Source organism: Paenibacillus contaminans (assembly GCF_003285015.1).
GTDB classification, from domain to species: domain Bacteria; phylum Bacillota; class Bacilli; order Paenibacillales; family NBRC-103111; genus Paenibacillus_V; species Paenibacillus_V contaminans.
In genome coordinates, this window is record NZ_QMFB01000008.1 from 39,043 (window position 1) to 58,644 (window position 19,602).

Below are 19,602 nucleotides of genomic sequence, written 5' to 3' on the forward strand. Positions count from 1 at the left end.
AGGAGGAGAAAGCCTTGATCGACAAGGAGAAAATGCGAGAATGGGCACGTTTTTTGCTTACATATAAATTCGCGCTGGACGAAGTAAACACGAAGCTGAATATCCTAAATGAGGAATTTCAGTTTATCCACGACTACAACCCGATCGAGCATGTCAAAACGCGCATTAAAGCGCCCGAAAGCATAGCGGCCAAGCTGAAACGCAAAAATTTGGAGCTCTCGATGGCAAGCGCCGGTCTGCATATTCGCGATATTGCCGGCGTACGTATCATCTGCTCTTTCTCGACGGATATTTACCGGATCCATGAGATGATTTGCAGACAGGACGACGTCAAGGTCATTGAAGTGAAGGATTATATCAAAAATCCGAAGCCGAACGGGTATCAAAGTCTTCATCTGATCGTTGAAATTCCGATTTTTCTGACCAGCGGCGTAGAGCGTGTGATGGTTGAAATTCAAATCCGGACAAGCGCTATGGATTTCTGGGCCAGCCTGGAGCACAAAATTTACTACAAATTCAACGCGAGCGTCCCCGAAACGATCGGCCGTGAACTGAAGGAAACGGCGGCGATCATCGCTTCGCTCGACGAGCGGATGCTGAAGCTGAACGAGGAAGCCAAGAGCTGCCGGGTTTAGGGTTGCAGCTATTATGCATGAAATGAACCTTTCGCCGCATTATCGCGGATCGAAGGTTCTTTTTTTGCGTACTTCGGGCTTCGCTCGTCTGAGAACGGGCAGTATGTGGCGCTAACTGGAAAACAAAACATACAGCTATTTTTGGCTATAAGGCGAGAAAAAGATATTTAACTGGAAAACATGCAGGTAATAAGGAGTGTTTTCGCATATTTGAGTAGTTTGGCTACTATTAGCTGTATGTTTTCCATTAAAATCGATCAATCAACAAAATTTCCGCAAAATAACTGTACTTTTTCCATTAAGCTTGGAATGATCCATGCTGACATCTTGGCCGATCTCCTCAAGCGAACTCGCGGTTTGACAGTGGGCTCTTTCAAGACCGCACGAGGTTTGACCGCTGACGTGTGACCGAGCACCGCGTGCTGCGATGGCACCGCGCGCCGGGAGGCGCGCGAGGTGATGATGTGTGCAGCAACCTTAGATTATACGCAGTCAATGCGCTGGCTGCCTGCAAAAGGTTACCCCTCTTCGTCGGCAAAGGAGGAGTGAATAACCTCATTATGGCTTTGCACCCGGCTATAATGGACAACAAAGTCCCAGCCGTATCAACAGAATCCGATTGTTGGGATTCTCTTTTGTTCCTACAATTGTAGTAGAGCGTGCACCTCGATATTTCGGTCGATAAGGGGCGATAGGATTTGATGGAAAGCTTTGCCCGTAAGGGCGGCATGGCGAAAATAACTGCCGCGAGTATCGTCGCAGCAGTTCTCGCAGTAACGAGCGCATGCAGCGGTGCGAAGCCGCAGCAAGAGCTAAACGAATCCGCCGGCAAGGAGCAGGAACAAACCGTCAAGCAGGAGGGACAAGGTGCTAAGCAGGAAGGGCCGAGCGGAAAGGATTTGTATTTCGGCAAATTCGATCCTCCGGTTAAGATGACGACCGGCAGAGATACTTCCTCGATGAAATTCGACGAAGGCAAGTCGATCGACGACAACGCTTATGAGGATATGTCTTATTTCGGAAGGTTTTTCAAAAAGCATGCGGGAATGACGCCGGGAGAATTTAAGGAAGCGGCGAAAAACGGCCCGATTTAGCACTTTAAGATATAATATTCATCATCATAAACAGACAGCAAAAAAGGGCAGCCCTCTGAACGGAGCCGCCCTTTTTTGATTTATCAGCAATGTATATCTAGATGTGGCTCTAAATCTCGGTAAACGCCAGCGTCAAAGACCCCGGTAGGCGTTTATCCTTGCGCCTTTGCCTACTCCCGCTGCTGCGGCGTGCCGGCAAGAGGATAGTAATAGTTCAACGGCTCGTCGAACGTGATGTAATCTACGTTGACCATGAGCAGTAAGTAACGCATGCCGGTTTTCGGATCGCTGATTATGATATGGTCGCGGCCTGCCGCTTCGAGGACACCTTTGAAAATTTTGGCATTCCATTCCGAGTTGTTCTCGTAAGTAGCGTAAATCGTGGCAGTCTTGCCGAGATTCAAACGCAAAATGTTCTCGATGTACGATTGTTCCATCGGCAGCTGCCCCGGGCCAGCCGGAATCGTCGAGCCGGCCGGGACCATGGGGACGCCGCCGGGCATTTGTCCTTGCGGCATCATCTGGCCGGGCATCATTTGGCCAGGCATCATTTGACCCGGCATCATCGGACCGGGCATCATAGCTCCAGGCATACCTCCGCCGATCGGCTGCTGCCAGCCTCCCATTCCGAATGGGCTGCCCATGCCCATGGGCGGTCTCGGATTGTTGTTGTTCATCTCGTGAACTCCTCCTTATGAAAGGTCTTCGTTCTTACCATATGCGCGTACGACGGGGCATTATGTTTCCGAAACGTTCGGACATGTCCCGATGCGCATAGGCGAATGCCTTCTTCTCTAACATATAGCGGACCGCCCGGATTGGTGACAGATAAAAAGGAAATGATAATAGGATATTGAAATGTCGGAAGGTTAACCTGCTCGGATTGCGACATATCCCGTTAAATGCGCTCGTTCCGGAAGGCCGGCGTTTGACATTCGACAATATTTTGAATTTGCGCCGGAATTGTTGTAAAAGCATTCGCAGGTTGATATGATGAGAGTGTTGTTTGGAGCTTATTTTTTTTATGCATGACAATGCGTTCCGTTAGGGGCGTTTGAAGAGGGGGATTACGATGGAAAAGACGTGGGATGCGGAACAGGACGTTGCGCAAGCGGCTGTAACGGAATCTGCCGCCGGCTCTCAATCCGTCGGGAAGGCAACCTGGAGAGATTTTGTTAACCTGGCTAAACCGGGCATTATTTTTTCCAATCTGATTACGACGTTCGGCGGTTTCTGGATCGCTTCGAAGTGGGATATCAACTGGTTGACGCTCGTGATTGCGATGGTCGGCGCCGCCCTTGTAATGGGTGCGGGATGCGTATTGAACAATTATTTGGACCGCGACATGGATATCAAAATGGAACGGACCCGCAAACGCGCGCTGCCTACGGGCAAGGTGCATCCGAAGACCGTGCTCGCTTACGGGATTACGCTCGGCGTAGTCGGTACGGCAATACTGGCCACGGCTAATATGCTCACCGCGCTGTTGGGGCTTTTGGGCTTCTTCGTTTACGTTTGGGTATATACGGCTTGGCTCAAAAGAACTTCCGTCTGGAGCACGACGATCGGCGCGATTTCCGGCGCAATGCCGGCGGTTATCGGTTATGCGGCCGTAACGGAACGTCTCGATATGGGCGCGCTGCTTCTGTTCCTGATCATGTTCCTGTGGCAGCCGCCTCATTTCTGGGCGCTCGGCATTCGCCGGGTCGAGGATTACCGGGCTGCAGGTTATCCGCTGCTTCCGGTCGTACGCGGCATCTACCAAACGAAGGTCAGCATGATGCGTTACGTCATTCCGCTCGTACCGGTTTCGATGCTTCTGTACTTATACGACTATGTCGGCGTTTTCTATCTGATCAGCTCGGCGGTGCTCGGATTGATCTGGGTCGTTATGTGCATGGCAGGCTTCCGTGCCAAGGACGACGAGCAGTGGGCCAAGAAAGTGTTTTTGTTCTCGATCAACTATTTGACGCTTTTATTCTTAATCATGGTGATCGATACGGTCGGTCAATAACGGCAAGGAAATCCCATGCTTGACGGCATGGGATTCGTTTTTTGTATACGGGTTTTCCGGTTGTTTGAAGATGAGGTTTTCATTAACAAATGTGGAGGAAAAAGAAAAATGAACGGAGTTTTCGCCAAGCACTGGTTCAAATTCGTAACGGTCGCCATCATGCTCGTTATCATTGGGGCTATCGGCTATAACGCAATTCCGAAAGAGCCGAAAGTGAAGTTTACGGTAAATAAAGAAGCGGCTGATTTTGCGCTGGACAACGTCGACGGTCAAAAAATCGGCATTCAAAACACGAACGGCAAAGTAAGACTCGTATATTTCTACTATTCGTTCTGCCCCGATGTGTGTACGCCGACGACCGCTTTCCTATCGACCGTTCGCGACGTGCTTGTGGAGAAGGGCGAATTCGGCAAAAACGCGCAATTTATTTCGATTACGTTCGACCCGACCCGCGATACGACGGAACGGCTCACCAAGTTCGCCGATCAATTCAGCGCGGATACGAAAAACTGGTTTTTCGTTCGCGGCGAAGAGAAAGCGACGTTCGAATTGGCGGAGAAATATATGGTTGGCGTCATGAAGGATAAAGACGGCAATTTTGCGCATACGAATTCCATCGCGCTTGTCGACAAGAAAGGGAAAATCCGCAAATTTTACGATGTGAGCGATTTGAAGCTGACCAAAGAACAGATCGCGAACGATGTAATCGCGCTGAGTAAAGAGAAGTAGAAACCGGCCAGCCGGGAATCGGAGAATAAGATGGCTTATTTTACGCATATCCTGCTTCATAATATCATCCCGCTGTCGATCATGATTGCGGTGGGCGTCCTTCTGCAGCGGCTGTTCAAGCTCGATATCCGGACATTGTCGAAATTAAATTTCTATTTGTTTTCGCCTGCGGTCATGTTCAAAATGCTGTACGAATCCAATCTTTCGTTCGGCATCATGATGCAGGTTCTGCTCTTTTTTGCGATATTTTTCGGACTGCTGTTTCTGCTTATGGAGGTTGTCGTCCGCGTGCGCCGGTACGAACCGGGCATGCGAAGCGCGATGCGCAACAGCGTAATTTTCTACAACAGCGCCAACTATGCGATTCCGCTGAACCAGCTTGTCTTCGTCGGCGATCCGTTTACGCTGTCGATCCAAATTATCGTCATGATGATGCAGAGCCTGCTGCCAAATACATACGGCGTATACAGCGTGAACGCGCACAAACGCGATATGCGTGCGACTGTACGCACGATGCTGACGATGCCGGTCATCTATGTCATACCGCTCGCGTTCCTGATGCGTGGGTTCGACGTTCCGGTGCCTCAGCCGATCTACGATCCAATCAACCAGATCTCGAACGCGTTCGTTGCGACGGCGCTGCTTACGCTGGGCGTTCAATTGGGCAATATGAAGTGGGCGCTCAAGCTGTCCGACGTTTTGCTGTCCAACGTGCTGCGGCTGTTCGTAGGACCTGCGCTCGGATTTGCGGTCGTTTTGCTGCTCGGCATCGAAGGCATGATGGCCAAAGCGCTCGTGTTGTCCTGCGCCGTGCCGACCTCGCTCAGCAGCGTGCTGCTCGCCGTCGAGTTCGACAGCGAGGCGGAGTTCGCTTCGCAGGCGGTATTTTCTTCGACGGTGCTAAGCATTTTTTCGGTAACGACGGTTATTTATTTGCTGCAGTATGTCGGATAGACGTCCGGGAGCGGGCGGATGAACCGGCTCGGCCGGGAACTTATTCAATCCGTAATGATATGTCCCGGACGGGGTGCGAATTCAACGAAGCCGGCCATTTGGCGCGCTTGAAAGCCGATTGGCTTGCTTCTGCCGATCATGATCATATTTTTCATGTCGCCCGTTTCTCCCGACGGCAAAAGGAACGTTTTGATGTAGGCAAACTCCTCGCTGAGCGTCGTATGTATGGCGTTGATCAGGCTGTCGTTATCGCCTCTTCCCATCAGGTTCATGATGAAGGCTCCCCCGGATTCGAGCTTTTGCCTGACCATGCCGAAAAAAGATTTGGATGTCAAATGCCGCGGCGTTCCTTTATCCGTGAATGCGTCCAAAATAATATAGTCGTAAGCTTGTTCCCGTTCCCCCTCGAGAATTAGGCGCCCATCGCCTATAACCACATTTTCCGCGTCATACCCGAAAAACGCTCTGCTCAGCTCCACAACTGTTTCGTTAAGCTCCGCCACCTTAAACCGCTTCTTCGCAAAATGCCCGGCGATCGTCCCGATTCCGTGTCCGATAAGAAACGCGTCTTCGAAATCGGGATTGTTGAACTCCATCAAATGAATGATCGCCCTCGGATATTCAAACATAACGCGCCCCGGATTATGCAAATCCATCGCCCCTTGTACGGCAGCGTCCGAAAATTGCAAAACGCGAAAATTCCCTTTCTCGCCATATAACTCATTTGTATCGTATACCGTAATCTCGTGATTTCGGACATATTGTTTGAACAGGAAATGCAAGCGGAAGCCTCCTTAATTTGGCTAGGTTAAGCTATTTTAACATCCCGCTGCAATCGATAGTCAATGTAAAAAGCGGACACAGCCGTTTTTTACGAAAATGCGAGAGGAAGAGTCATATTCTCATCATAGTCTGAGGCCGAGAGGCCATGAACGTTTATTCATGTGCGGCGGCAGCTTTAAGTTATTGACACTCGCTTCGTATCAGTGTATTAATTAAGTAATACAGTAATACGGAACGGGATGTTTCGTTCTGCGTTCAAACGATCTTGAAGGAGTGTAGGTATGCTCGGAATCATTATTTTACTCGTATTGTCATGGCTGGTGCTTCGTTACACGGTTAAACAACCGATTTGCGTTCTTGGTTTCAGCCCTCCGGGAAGGCGATTGGTACAGCTCGCAGCCGGATTCGCGCTTGCAGCCGTTCTTTGCACCGCCGTTCAGTGGTCCGAGATTGCCCTTACGCAAAAGGACTGGGAGGTGAACGCCGCTTATTCGATTGCGCAATTCGGCAGCGTTTTGTGGTGGAATACGAAGTCCGTACTGTTCGAGGAGCTAATTTTCCGAGGGGCGCTGCTGGCGGTTGCGATCCGGCTGTACGGTATGCGCAAAGGCGTCCTGCTGTCTGCGGCCGCTTTCGGCATCTATCATTGGTTCTCGTACGGCGTATTCGGTAATCTGCCGGTTATGGCTTTCGTATTTCTGACGACGTTCGCCGCAGGAGCCGCCTGGGCCTACGCTTATGCGAGAACGGGATCGATAGCGCTTGCGATCGGGAGCCATTTGGGCTGGAACGCGGCGAATGCCGTTTTATTTTCGGAAGGACCTTTGGGCAAGCAGCTGATGACGACAACCGAAGGCGCCGGCTATACGCCGCTCACCGGCATTCCGTCGCTTTTGTTTTTTATCGCGTCGAACGCGGTGCTGCCGGCAGCTGTCTACCTGATCGCAAAGCGTTATTCCGCATCTTCTTCCGTACGGGAGTAAGAAAGCCGGCATAGGCTTATACGGATCGGGCTCCAAAGCCATCATTACGCACCCGGCTCGGGCGATGGAGAAGGATACACGATCCATTCCTCGAGCCCGGCCTTTTCGAGCTGCTGGATCAAATATTCCTCGGGCGTTCCTTCAACGCCGGCATAACCTCTGCGCGTATAAATGTGCTCGGCGTCGGGGAAGGCTTCGCGCAAAGCCGCACGTATTTTTTTGCCGGACGCGTCGTTATCCGTGAAAAGGAACACGTCCTTGTCGCCGACTTCTTTCTTCAGCTCCTCGATCCGCTCGGTTCCCGGGGTTCCGTATGTGCACAAGATCAGCGCTTCTTCGGCCAGCACACGCCGCAAGCGGCTGCGGTCGTTTTTACCCTCCACGATAATGGCGTAGGTCATAGTACCTCCTGCTGCCTGCCGGCAATCATGGGAAAGACGGCGGCGATGTCATTGGATTCGGCAACCTATTCTGCTCTTAGCTTATCATACCCGTATCGAGATTTCCTTCTGCGAGGAATGGAATACGCGGTTGCAGGCGTATGAACAAAGAGAGTCCGCGCCGTGCTGTTACCCGATGTTCCAGACGCGCTTATCGCTGCATTAGGAATCGGAGGATTTCGATGCTTAAACCGCCGGTACGCTCAGCTGCCGCGCAGCGATATGCGGTATTCGGTCGGCGTCTTGCCGTGTCTTTCGCGGAAGATGCGGTGGAAGTACGAGTAGCTGCCGAAGCCGCATGACTCCGCGATTTGCTCGAGCGTCATCATGCTGTAGGCCATTCTTTCCTCGGCAATCGAGAGACGGACCTCAAGTGTGTACTGGATCATCGATTTGCCGTAGCATTCCTTGAACAAATGGACGGCCCGCGAGACGCTTAAATTGACATGACGGGCGACATCCTCGATTTTGAGCGGCGTGACCGCGTGTTCCTCGATATAACTCTTCATTCGCGCAGCGGTAAAAAGCTTGCCTTTAACGGCAGGCGCAGGAACGATCGCCTTATCCAGCGTCAGGCATAAGGAACGAAATAAGTAGCCGACCAGCTCCTCGTTGCTTTCCTCGAACTTAAGCTTCTCGGTCAGGATCATCCGCCAAAGCGATAACAGCTTGTCGTCGAGGTCGATCCGCGACTTGACCGGCTTCGGCGCCCGGTTCCACCATTCGTCAACCCACGGACCATTGCAGTACAAATAATAGTCGCCGCTCGCTACGGCGGGACCCAGCCGTCCGTTCTCGAATTCGTCGATCAATAGACCGTAGGACATGCCCGGGGCGTACAGCAGCAGGTCTCCGGCTTGCACCGGCGTCATGACCCCGTCTACCAGCGCTTTTGCATTGCCTTCCGTTTGGAGCCGGAAAAGATAATGCTTCAAGGCTTCCTTCTCCTGTTTGAGCCGCTGGGAATGATACGAATAGCTGCAAATCAGAACGTTGACATCGGGAGTGTACATGGGCAGCGCTCCATTTTAGCCAGATAGTTGATGCGACAATCACATTCTTCATTCCTATTATAAAGCGTTATTTCTATAATCGGAACTAGATATTCCAATACCAGATAGCCAGAATGAAGAAGGAGCGATAAACCTTGAATAGAATGGGCATCGGCCTGCAGCTGTATACGCTGCGCGAAGAAATGGCGAAGGATTTCAAAGGAACGCTGCGCAAGGTGGCGGAGCTCGGATACGAAGGCGTCGAGTTTGCCGGTTACGGCGGCCTCCCTGCAGAGGAGCTTGCGGAGCTGCTGCAGTCGCTTGGCTTGAAGGCGATCGCCGGTCATGTAGGCTTGAATAGCATTCGTACGAACCTGGATCAGGAAATCGCTTATCTCCAAACGATCGGCGCCCGAAATCTCGTACTGCCGGGTATCCCCGGCGAAGACAGATCCGACGAAGAGTCCTGGAAGCGTATCTTCGCGCTTTGCGGACAGGCTGGGGAAGAAACGGCGAAGCAGGGGCTCGCATTCGGCTACCATAACCATGATTTCGAATTCAAAACGCAGATCGACGGAGCGTATGCGTTCGACGCGCTTTTTTCCGCTACGGCTCCCGAGCATGTGAAGGTGGAGATGGATATCGGCTGGGTGCAGTTCGCCGGTCTAGAGCCGATCGACTACATCCGCAAGTATTCCGGCAGACTGCCGCTTGTCCACTTGAAGGATTTCCGTATCGGCGCGGATGGCAAAATCGACACCGTCGAGCTTGGACGAGGCGTGATCAAGCTGACTGACGTCATCGCCGCAGCTTCCGAGGCCGGAACCGAATGGCTGATCGTCGAGCAGGATAACTGCGCGAATCCGCCGCTCGAAAGCGTGGAAACAAGCATTAATTGGCTGAAAGAGAACTATTTGTCCCGTTTTTAGCAAGTTGTCGATTATCATTGATATTGAGAGGTGCAGGATATGAGTAAAATTAGAGTGGCTGTTATCGGCTGCGGCTCGATCGCCAAACATAGACATATTCCCGAGTATGCGGCAAACCAGAACGTGGAGCTTGCGGCGTTCGTCGATCCCGTCATAGAGCGCGCGGAGGCATACGCCGAGCAATACGGAGCGAAAGCTTTCGCCGATTACGAAGCCATGCTTTCCGAAGTGAAGCCGGATGCGGTAAGCGTTTGTACGCCGAATGCTCTGCATGCGCCGGTATCGATCGCTGCAGCCAACGCGGGCGCTCATGTGCTGGTCGAGAAACCAATGGCCGTTTCCGAAACGGAAGCGCAAGCGATGATTGACGCGGCTAGGAGCAACGGGGTTTATTTGATGGTCGGCCATAATCAGCGGTTCATGCCTCCTCACGTCAAGGCGAAGGAAGTTCTGAAATCGGGCGTGCTCGGCAAAGTGATCACGTTCCGCACCTCGTTCGGCCATCCGGGACCGGAGGGCTGGAGCGTGGACGGCAAGGAAAGCTGGTTTTTCCGCAAGCCGGATGCGGCGATGGGCGCGATGGGCGATCTTGGCGTCCATAAGTCCGATCTGATCCGCTGGCTGCTGGACGACGAGGTGTCCGAGGTGGCATCGTTTATCGGTACGCTTCATAAGACGGAAACCGACGTGGACGATAACGCCGTTTGCTTGCTCCGAATGAAGAGCGGCGCCTTCGGCTCACTGGTGGCGAGCTGGACGTATTATAAGGGCGGCGACAACAGCACGGTGCTTTGGTGCGAGAACGGCGTCATGCGGATCGGCGAGACGGGCGGGGACAAAGTCGTTGTCGAGCTGCGCAACGGAAACGTCGATACGTATCAAGTCGGCGCGATCGCCACGAACGAAAAGCAGACGTTCAGCGGCGTCATCGACGCGTTCGTCACAAGCATTGTCACGCAAACGCCTCCGAGCATTTCCGGCGAGGAAGGAAGCAAGTCGCTGAAGGTCATTTTGGCTGCTTTCGAATCGCAGGAGACCGGGAAAATCGTTAAGCTTTAATACAACCGGCTTCTCGGGACATACCGCCAATTACCGTAAAGAACCCTGTTCAAGAGCAGCTCTACTTAGTAGAATCTCCTCTCGAAGCGGGGTTCTTTTTTTGTCCCCAAAAGATAAAGTTTCACGATTCAAGCGAAATACGATGCAACTACGATGATAGGATCACCCTGAATTAATGATCATTTAGGCATGAATTTTCACTTCTTATTTTTGCTAAGATACGGAATGTCAGAAAGTATTTTGATCCAAAGGAATGAATTATTCAAGGAAAAAGGAGGCGAACTCAAAGCACATCAGCTGTGCAAAGCTGTAACCGCTATGAAGTACAACTGCAAAAGACAGCGGTTTGACATGAAATTATTTAGAGGGAGCAGTGATATGAAAATAACTCGATTTTTCGTTAAGTGTGTCGTGTCATTCCTGATCATGAGCATGCTGATCTCGAATTTTGGAATGGGGACGCAGATAGGAAATATCGCGCACGGCAATGGTGCAACGGCATCAAACGATACCGAAGCACCTTCGTTCTCAGACACGAATGGGCACTGGGCGGAGAAGCAAATCTCTGAATGGGCGGCCAAAAACTGGGTTCAAGGTTATGGGGACGGGAACTTTGAGCCGGATGCCGTCGTAAGTCGCGGAGAATTTATGGCATTTATCAATCGATCATTCGGCTTTCATGAGCTGGCATCGATTCCGTTCTCGGATGTAACCGCTTCCGATTGGGTGAGCGATGAGGTGGCCAAAGCGGTTCAAGCCGGATATATTACGGGTTATGAGGACGGAACGGTCAGGGCGGATCTTCCGATTAGCCGTCAGGAAGCGGCTGTAATCGTGGGCAGGCTTCTGAAGCTGGATGAGAAGGCTGACCGCCAAGCTGCCGACGGTTTCAACGATGCCGCACAAATTGCCGAGTGGAGTCAGGGGGCGGTAGGTGCCGCAGCCGAGAAGGGTCTGATGGCGGGCTACGGGGATCAGAGCTTCAAGCCGAATAGCTTTATTACAAGAGCCGAGGTTGTGGTGACGCTGGATCGCGCGATCGCCGTAAGATATACGTTCACCTACCATCAGGCAGGTACATACGGGCCTTCGGCAAACAATGAAATCGTCAGTAAAGACGTCGTTGTGAACGTAGCCGGCGTTACGCTTCGGAATATGAGGATTAAAGGAAATTTGATATTCGCAGAAGGCATCGGAGAGGGCGATGTATTTCTTGACAACGTTACGGTCGAAGGGGTAACTACGCTAAAGAGCGGGTTTGTAAATTTCAATAGCTCCACATTGGCGAACGTCATCATCGAAGGAAAAGATGGAAGCGTTCACATTGTTGTCAAAGGGGAGTCAACGCTTGCCATGTTGAACATCCTGTCCGCAGCAGCAGTGGAATTGCAGCAGGGAAATGTAGAGAAGTTGACGATTTCCAAGCAGGCATCCGACGTAAGCCTGGACATCGGTACGGGAGCAGTCGTAGCCGTACTGAATCTGGATGCTTTGGCCAAGATCGTAGGGAACGGAACAATCAAGCTTGCTGTTATAAGCGAACAAGCGCGGGAAACCATTTTTGAGAGACAGCCGGAACGTAAAGAAGGACCTGGCTCGATATCGAAGCCGACGCAGTCGCCGGCGCCGAGTCAAACACCGGAGCCGACACAGTCGCCATTGCCGACGCGGACACCGGAGCCGACCCAGTCGCCATTGCCGACGCAGACGCCGGTGTCGACACAGTCACCAGAGCCGACCCAGTCGCCGGAGCCAACGCAGACGCCTGAGCCGACGCAGACGCCGCAAATTCAGTATGAAATCGTAAAAGACGGTATGGCCAAAGCTGTAATTGTCATTCCGAATACACCGAATACAGTTGAGAATTATGCCGCCGGCGAGCTGCAATATCATATCAAAGAAGCTACGAACGTAACGCTGCAGATAAGCAAAGAATCGGAGGCATTGCCGGAAGGGATTATGCCGATTTATCTAGGGAGAACCGATTCGGCATTGGCGGCCGGAATTGATGCAAGCTCCTTTGAGCCGAGGTCTTACGCCATTCGCACTACACCGCAGGGCGTATACATTTCCGGCCGCGACGAAAGCGGATCGTTCGCCTATGAGGAGGAGCCTCAAGGAGCCGGAACGCTGCTAGGCGTATATGAAATTCTTCGCAACGATCTGAAGGTGAAGTGGCTTTGGCCCGGCAAATTAGGAGAGGTCATACCGCATACCGCTTCATTTTCCCTCGGACAGTATGATGTCAAGAATGAAGCGCAGCTAAAACATGTACGATGGAGAGACGCTCCTTTTGCCATGGGGGATGTGAGCGGCGTTTCCTCAGCGGTAAAGGCGAAATTCGTAGAAGACCAGCTTACTTGGCTTCGCCGGCACGGTTTTACTCAAGGGATCAGCCTGGAGTATGGCCATGCATTCGAGAATTATTGGGATCGATTTAAAGATTCGAATCCCGAATATTTTAATTTATTGGAAGACGGAACTCGTCGTCCGGGTCATCCTTTTTATCCGGGTGCAGGAAGCTTGATATCGATGAATGTCGGAAATGAAGGGTTCCAAAATCGGGTCATTCAGGAATGGCTGGTCAATCGTACGGCGAAAAGACCGTTCGTGAACGGTGCCGAGAACGATACGCCCGGATTGGACCGTTCTCCGGAATCGCTGGCGCTGGACAACACCACGAATCCGTATCCGATTCCGGCCGGCAAGGAAGATGTTTATCTGCCTTACTACGTATCCGACAGGTATGCCAAATTTTGGCTGTCTCTTCTGGAGAAAGCGAGAGTTTACAATTCCGACGTCAAAGTAATCGGCTATGCCTATGAAAACTACAGTGCACCTCCGGTCGATACCCAGCTTAACGAGGATATTGTGATCGCGATTGTGCCGGAGTACATCTTTCCGTGGTCCGAACAGAACAGGCAAAAATTCAGGGAGCAATGGGATGGCTGGTTTAACAAGGGGGCGTCGCTCTTTTTAAGACCCAATTATACGTTGTCCGGTCATAACATGCCGATTCAATATGCACAAGCGTTCGGGGAAGATTTCAACTATGCATATGAAAGAGGCATGATGGCAACCGATTTTGACTCTCTTACCGGCATGTATGGTACGCAAGGGCCGACTTTGTATATGATCGCCCGATTAAACGAAGAGCCTGGGAAAGACGTAGACGCCATTTTAAATGAATATTACGATGCTTTCGGACCGGCTAAAGCCAAAATTGAAGAGTACTTCAGCAAGTGGAATGAAGTAACGTTACGGGCAGAAGCTGCATTCCAAACGCTTGATCTTTCAAAAGAGCATGTCGATAGCATTTATGCCGATTTCAATCAAATTATTGATTCGTTATTTACAGGCAACGATTTCATTGAGGCTCAGAGCATGTTAGACGATGCGAAACATTTGGTTTCGGGAAGCGACTCGGATTATTTGCAAAGAATCGAATTTTTGGAGAAAGGATTGACGGATGCCAAGCTGACATGGGAGATGGTTACAAAATATAAGGCATTCAAGCTCGATCCAAGCAAAGAATCGGAGATGCTCCATGCCCTGCAGGCTGTGGACAGTTACAGAAAAAGTATTGCTTCCTCGGGGGCGTCTAATATCTGGTATTCGAATTGGGCCGAAAATCGGACGATTAACCGGAAGCTCTACCAGCAGCTGGATGATTACGAGCATATTAGTACGCTCCCGGCAACATGGAGCTTTAAGTGGGATCCTCTCGAGGTCGGGGATGCCGAACAATGGTATTCCGAATCGTCCAATACGGCGTGGGATTCGATCGCCATTGACAACGTGTGGCAGAAGCAGTCGATCGGTTTGCAGTGGAAGATCGACCACGGCACGGATTACACGGGTGTGGCTTGGTATAAGACGACCTTCGAGTCGGGAGCGGAGACGCCGGATAATTTGGCGCTTTTGTTCGGTGCCGTCGATAAATCGAGCAAGGTTTGGATCAATGGGCAGGCTGCGGGAGAGAACATCTACGATCCGGTGACGAACCCGAATGCTTGGGAGGATCCGTTCCAGATTGATCTTGCCGATTATATCAGACCTGGGACGAATACGGTTGTCGTAAAAGTGGAGAGCAGATTCGGCGTAGGAGGAATTTACAAGCCGGTATGGTTCGTTCGGAAAAAAACATCCGCTCCGATCTCGTTGGCGGATGGGGTGATGACCCCCGGAGCGGCACAGGTTACGTATCCGTCTTCGGTTGAAAAAAACATGTATGACGGTTTCGACGCCTACATTCTTCACGATTCGGAGGAGTCGGGAATTGAACTGATATTGGATCAAGGGTCTTCCTTCGAGGTTCAAGCTCTGCAATTGGAAAACCGTGGAGATACGGCCACGAATTTGAATATCGAAGGGTTGAAAATTATGGTGGGTTCTTCAGACGACGGGGTCCAGTTCGATCAAGAAATATTTAACGGAACCGTACCAGGCGGCAACAATGCGGGAGAAGTGCGGCAAGCAATCGTAGACAAGGTGAAGAAGCGGTACTTTAAAATAATCGTAACGTCCAATTTCCTTGGCCCTATTACGACGGGGATTGTCGATCGGGATCGCATTCACACGGGGGCTTTCCGTTTCGTCAGAACCTCTCCGGTATCTCCAATTCAGCCTGCAATCAAAAGCGTGCATGACGGATTCGTCATGTATACCAATCCGGATGCGAGCTCGTCAGGCTCAATCGAGCTTGCGGTTGACTTGGGACAAGTGGAGAAGGTGGCGGAGCTGCAAATCAAAAATAGGCCCCTCGCAACTTTGCTCTCGGTAGCGGCGGTGAGCGTTTGGGTAGGATCGGAGGATGACGGAGAGCACTTCGATCAGGAAATATTTAATGGCGGAATTCCCGGAACGATTAACGCAAACGAGGTGCGTTCTATCCAAATAACGCCAAGCACGAAACGGTACTTCAAGATCAAGATTACCGATAATTTTAATGGTCCGATTAACGGAAGCGCCAATCAGGACACCGTCCAATTCACAGAGCTGCGATATACCAAAAAGCTGGATTGATGACGGTTTACACATTCTCCGACTAGTCCGGAGAAACAAATAAGCAAGGGCGGGCGGCATACTCAAGCGAATAGTGGGGGAAGCCGCCTCCTTTTTGCATAGATAAAGGTCGGATAAGGACCGGGAGAGTGAGGAATGCATAACATGTTCAATTGCGGTTAGCGACGCTTAGGGAGGCTGCGAATATGTCAAAAGGATGGAGAAGAGGAATAGCAATATGGTTGCCGGCTTTCTTGGTTCTAGGCTTATTAAGTCTGCTGCCTATCATGCAGCGGTCTGTTATGGCTCAATCTTATGAGAATATGCAAACAAATCCCGGATTCGAAGCCAATTGGACCGGGTGGGCTGCAAACGGGACAGCTGCTCTGGATACGGCGGCACACAGCGGTTCCAAAAGCGCCAAAATCGTTGCCGACTCGCAAAACGAATGGAATGTAATAGCCTCAGGTACCCGAATGAACGCTATTGAAGGTCAAAGCTTTCGTCTGGATGCCTATATCAAGGATACGATAACGACTTCTTCTTTGATGATAGGGTTACGCTTCTCTAATGCAAGCGATGAGACTGTTCAATATTTGTGGTATCCCGCTTCTCACTCAAGTAATTGGACCAGGCAGGGAGATACGTTTATAGCTCCCAAGCGTTCCACAAACGTTCAGATCTACATATGGATGCCTACGGAGGCAGCGGGAACGGCATGGTTAGATGATTTGCAGCTAAGCTCGGATAATTTGGCATCCGATTCCGGCTTTGAGTTAAACAATGGAAGCTGGTCCGGGCCTGCCATCGTATATGACGCCTCCACCGCCAGAACGGGCTCCAAGTCAGCTAAAATGACCGGTTCCTCGCATGCCTTTAATGCCATAAGTACGACAACAGCTCTGCCTAGTAACGAAAATCAGGAGTTTACCTTGAAGGCATTCAGTAAAGATACGATTACGTCGGGCACGTTTCAAATCGGCTTGCGTTACATCAATGCTGCCGGAACGTCCATTTCCTACGATTGGGTTACGGCTGCAAATTCAAGCAGCTGGCATCAAACCGTTCTAAAAGCGAAAACGCCTGCCGGGACCAGGTCCGTTCAGATCTATTTTTGGCTCAGTCAAGATGCGGTCGGAAGCGTATGGATAGACGATATTGTCTGGCAGTCTCAAAATTTACTTCTTAATTCCGGATTTGAGAACAACTACGATGGCTGGAGCTCATTGGAGGGCGTGATCGATACGACAACCTCTTACGATGGGGCTAGATCTTTCAAATTAGTAGGGAATAGCGCACAGCCCTGGAATGTTGCAGCGGATTCGAATCTAATCTCCGCCAAAGAAGGAGACAGCATTAAACTTCAAGCGGTGATAAAAAGTGCGCTTACTGCAGGCGGATTAAAAATGGGATTAAGATACATCCAAGCGGATGGAACGACGTCCATATCCTTTGCCTGGTACGATGCGGCTCTGTCAAGCAGTTGGAAGATGAATGAGGAAGTATTTTTTGCTCCTGCCGGCACGGAGTATGTTCAAGCCTATTTTTTGCTGAGTCAAGATGCTGCCGGATCCGTGTGGATAGATAATACGGTTTTATCGAAGGAGCCGGATCCTTTTAGCTTTACATTGACGGAGAAGCATAAATGGAGCAATGAAACGACGGTAAACGCCAATTTCGGCATCACGTTGGCTAAAGGCAGTTTATCGGAATACAAAGTAAAAATCGAACGGTTTGATTTTGGGGGAACGGTTCCGGTTTTTTCAAAGGAGTATACCTCGCTATCCGCAAGCTTTACGGATTCGTTCGCACTGTCCGGCCATCCGCTCGGGTATTCGATTTATAAGGCTCATTTGATCAGGAAGATAGATGGATCGACAATCGTTACTGTCATTCAGGAATTACAAAAGGTAGATCCCTACACGTATTCGGTACTGCCAAACACATCAAGCGTGACATTCAGCTCCAATAAGGCCGAGCTTCTCAACGGAAACTCGTTTCTAACCCGGAATCTCTATAACGTAGGCCCCACGCATTTTGCAATTGTAAAGGACAGAGGGTTCAACACCGTACTGGCTGCGGAAAGAGACGGCTACACGATGACTCAGGTTCTCGATATGGCTCATGCAGCAGGTCTGAAGGCATCGGCGGCCCTGTTCCTTGATACTTCAAGCGTTGATCTAACTTATATCGAGAATACGGTGAATGCCGTTAAAAATCATCCCGCATTGCATTATTGGGTATTAAACGATGAACCGGATGGAAATGGCGTTGCTCCGGCAAATATGCAAGCGGCTTATAATTTGGTTAAAAGCTTGGATACCAATCATCCTGTAACATTCGTTCTAACTTATAAGAATTCGATCGCGAACGGGACCTATAACGGGGCGACGGATATGATAAATACCGATCCATACCCGGTTCCTTATTTTGACCTGGGTACTTACTTAATAAATAGAACGGATACTGCCGCCGCAGTTGGAAAACCGGTCGCTATGACTATACAATCCTTCGGAAGGTATGCGTTATGGTCAAGAGAGCCTTTGCCGGAAGAGACTCGTGCGATGACTTATCTCGCTATCAATCACGGGGCGAAATCAACAGCTTACTACTCCTATGTAGATGTGGATGGGCTTGGCGGATATTTGTGGAATATGCCGGCGGATAGTCCGCAGCTATGGGCAATGTACAAAGTTCTAAATCAGGAATTGGAACTGCTGAAGGATGTGATCGGCGCGGCGAACGTAACGCAGACGATTACCGCTTCCTCTGCGGATATCGATCTCAAATTGCGCAGTTATAACGGCATGGATTATTTATTCGCCGTTAATAAAACCAATAAAGAGGTTACGGCGGCATTTTCAGGTGTTGGCTTGATGAACAAGGCTTCTGCCGACATTGTTTATGAAAATAGAGCCAAGGCCATAAGCGGCAGTACTTTCAGCGATACGTTCTCGCCTTATATGGTTCATATTTATAAGCTGGATTAACGTTTATTGCGGTATTGGCGGGGGGTAACCCCCATCTTTTTTTTAAATAAACGGAGAAAAAACTGCATATCGCTGTAACCGACGTTGCTGGCAATGTCCTGGATGGTTAAGGCAGTAGTCCGCAGCAGCTTGCAGCTTTCCTCCATGCGCAAATTTTGGACATATTCGATGAACGTTTGGCTTGTCGTTTTTTTGAATAATCGATGAAAATGACTGGGACTCAAATAGACCATGGCGGCCATTTGTTCCAGCGTTAAGGGCAGGTGATAATTTTTTTTAACGTAAGTAAAGACGGCATCCAAGCGATGGGCGGCAGGAGGCAGCTCTTGCGCATAAGAGTCATTCTCGAAGCGGTACAGGAGGATGAGCAGTTCGATTACCCGCATGATCAGCAGCGTTCTGTACCCTAGCCGATGCTGAAGGAATTCTTTATGCAGCTGTTCAAAAACCGTTTTTGCTTCGTGCTGGCTGTCATGATAGCGGTAATAATCTTGAGCGGATTGAGCAAACATACGATTCCCGTCAAACGGGTGAGGAATCGCTTGACACCAGGTCAACAATTGATCGGCGGGAAAGACGCAATTGTATACGATAAGCGATGAGCTGCTATGAGTCGATGCCGGACGATACACATGGGCCGTTCCTACCGGAATAATAAATATATCTCCGCTGACGACGGGCAGCACTTCCTCATTGATGTAATGAAAACCCGATCCTTCGGCAATATAGTTGATTTCCAGGAAGTCGTGCGTGTGCATAAACGAATCGAAGTTTTCATGAAATCGGTTCACATAAATGTCGACTTCGGAATCGAAATAAATATCCGTATTGTTGAAATACACACGTGGATTCATTCTGCACCTCTTCATGTAAGTTGTTTTGGGACAAAAAGAAGACTTTATGATTTCCAACAACAAAGCCCGCCCTCCGAACGTGCATGGTTTTACTGTAAGGGAAGATGGCCGTGCTGTCTATGCTCTTGCTGCAATGCCAAAT

15 protein-coding genes are annotated in these 19,602 nt (G+C 50.4%); 10 read left to right on the forward strand and 5 right to left on the reverse strand.

What is annotated here, in order from left to right:
- Positions 1-32: 32 nt before the first annotated feature.
- Both DQG23_RS15105 and DQG23_RS15110 read left to right on the forward strand, forming a co-directional pair.
- Positions 33-635, forward strand: a complete 603-nt coding sequence (locus DQG23_RS15105) for a GTP pyrophosphokinase (RefSeq protein WP_113031912.1) — start codon at positions 33-35, stop codon at positions 633-635.
- 698 nt (positions 636-1,333) lie between these two features.
- Positions 1,334-1,729, forward strand: coding sequence for a helix-turn-helix domain-containing protein (locus DQG23_RS15110; RefSeq protein ID WP_146762313.1), 396 nt, complete (start codon positions 1,334-1,336; stop codon positions 1,727-1,729).
- A gap of 170 nt (positions 1,730-1,899) precedes the next feature.
- On the opposite strand, the gene gerQ is transcribed toward DQG23_RS15110, so the two are convergent.
- The gene (gene gerQ, locus DQG23_RS15115; RefSeq protein ID WP_238177897.1) at positions 1,900-2,406 is read right to left on the reverse strand and encodes a spore coat protein GerQ; all 507 of its coding nucleotides are present in this window, start codon (positions 2,404-2,406) and stop codon (positions 1,900-1,902) included.
- A 395-nt stretch (positions 2,407-2,801) separates the two neighbouring features.
- Between gerQ and cyoE the strand changes: the two genes are divergently transcribed.
- From cyoE to DQG23_RS15130, 3 genes are all read left to right on the forward strand, one after another.
- The gene (gene cyoE / locus DQG23_RS15120; protein WP_113031700.1) at positions 2,802-3,743 is read left to right on the forward strand and encodes a heme o synthase; all 942 of its coding nucleotides are present in this window, start codon (positions 2,802-2,804) and stop codon (positions 3,741-3,743) included.
- Positions 3,744-3,851: 108 nt separating this feature from the next.
- On the forward strand, positions 3,852-4,472 hold the full coding sequence (locus DQG23_RS15125) for an SCO family protein (RefSeq protein WP_113031701.1): 621 nt from the start codon (positions 3,852-3,854) through the stop codon (positions 4,470-4,472).
- A 30-nt stretch (positions 4,473-4,502) separates the two neighbouring features.
- Positions 4,503-5,426, forward strand: coding sequence for an AEC family transporter (locus DQG23_RS15130; protein WP_113031702.1), 924 nt, complete (start codon positions 4,503-4,505; stop codon positions 5,424-5,426).
- Between the two features lie 44 nt (positions 5,427-5,470).
- Here the strand turns inward: DQG23_RS15130 and DQG23_RS15135 are convergent, their stop codons facing one another.
- On the reverse strand, positions 5,471-6,208 hold the full coding sequence (locus tag DQG23_RS15135; RefSeq protein WP_113031703.1) for a spermidine synthase: 738 nt from the start codon (positions 6,206-6,208) through the stop codon (positions 5,471-5,473).
- A gap of 282 nt (positions 6,209-6,490) precedes the next feature.
- On the opposite strand from DQG23_RS15135, the gene DQG23_RS15140 reads away from it, so the two are divergent.
- Positions 6,491-7,192, forward strand: a complete 702-nt coding sequence (locus tag DQG23_RS15140) for a CPBP family intramembrane glutamic endopeptidase (RefSeq protein ID WP_113031704.1) — start codon at positions 6,491-6,493, stop codon at positions 7,190-7,192.
- Positions 7,193-7,236: 44 nt separating this feature from the next.
- Here DQG23_RS15140 and DQG23_RS15145 read toward each other — a convergent pair whose 3' ends face one another.
- Positions 7,237-7,593, reverse strand: a complete 357-nt coding sequence (locus tag DQG23_RS15145) for a ribonuclease M5 (protein WP_113031705.1) — start codon at positions 7,591-7,593, stop codon at positions 7,237-7,239.
- Between the two features lie 242 nt (positions 7,594-7,835).
- A complete protein-coding gene (locus DQG23_RS15150) occupies positions 7,836-8,645 on the reverse strand; it encodes an AraC family transcriptional regulator (protein ID WP_113031706.1) in 810 nt (269 codons plus the stop codon).
- Between the two features lie 134 nt (positions 8,646-8,779).
- Here DQG23_RS15150 and DQG23_RS15155 point away from each other — a divergent pair, with 134 nt between their 5' ends.
- The 4 genes from DQG23_RS15155 to DQG23_RS15170 all read left to right on the forward strand — a co-directional run bounded on the left by DQG23_RS15155 (position 8,780) and on the right by DQG23_RS15170 (position 18,606).
- Positions 8,780-9,553, forward strand: a complete 774-nt coding sequence (locus DQG23_RS15155; RefSeq protein WP_113031707.1) for a sugar phosphate isomerase/epimerase family protein — start codon at positions 8,780-8,782, stop codon at positions 9,551-9,553.
- Between the two features lie 39 nt (positions 9,554-9,592).
- On the forward strand, positions 9,593-10,612 hold the full coding sequence (locus tag DQG23_RS15160; RefSeq protein WP_113031708.1) for a Gfo/Idh/MocA family protein: 1,020 nt from the start codon (positions 9,593-9,595) through the stop codon (positions 10,610-10,612).
- A gap of 378 nt (positions 10,613-10,990) precedes the next feature.
- A complete protein-coding gene (locus DQG23_RS15165) occupies positions 10,991-15,637 on the forward strand; it encodes a DUF4838 domain-containing protein (protein WP_158560528.1) in 4,647 nt (1,548 codons plus the stop codon).
- Between the two features lie 185 nt (positions 15,638-15,822).
- Positions 15,823-18,606 carry a carbohydrate binding domain-containing protein gene (locus tag DQG23_RS15170; RefSeq protein ID WP_113031710.1) on the forward strand — a complete coding sequence of 928 codons (2,784 nt, stop codon included), beginning with the start codon at positions 15,823-15,825 and terminating at the stop codon, positions 18,604-18,606.
- On the opposite strand, the gene DQG23_RS15175 is transcribed toward DQG23_RS15170, so the two are convergent.
- Positions 18,603-19,460, reverse strand: coding sequence for an AraC family transcriptional regulator (locus DQG23_RS15175; RefSeq protein WP_158560530.1), 858 nt, complete (start codon positions 19,458-19,460; stop codon positions 18,603-18,605). The two genes, DQG23_RS15170 and DQG23_RS15175, sit on opposite strands and share 4 nt — an antisense overlap.
- Between the last annotated feature and the right edge of the window lie 142 nt (positions 19,461-19,602).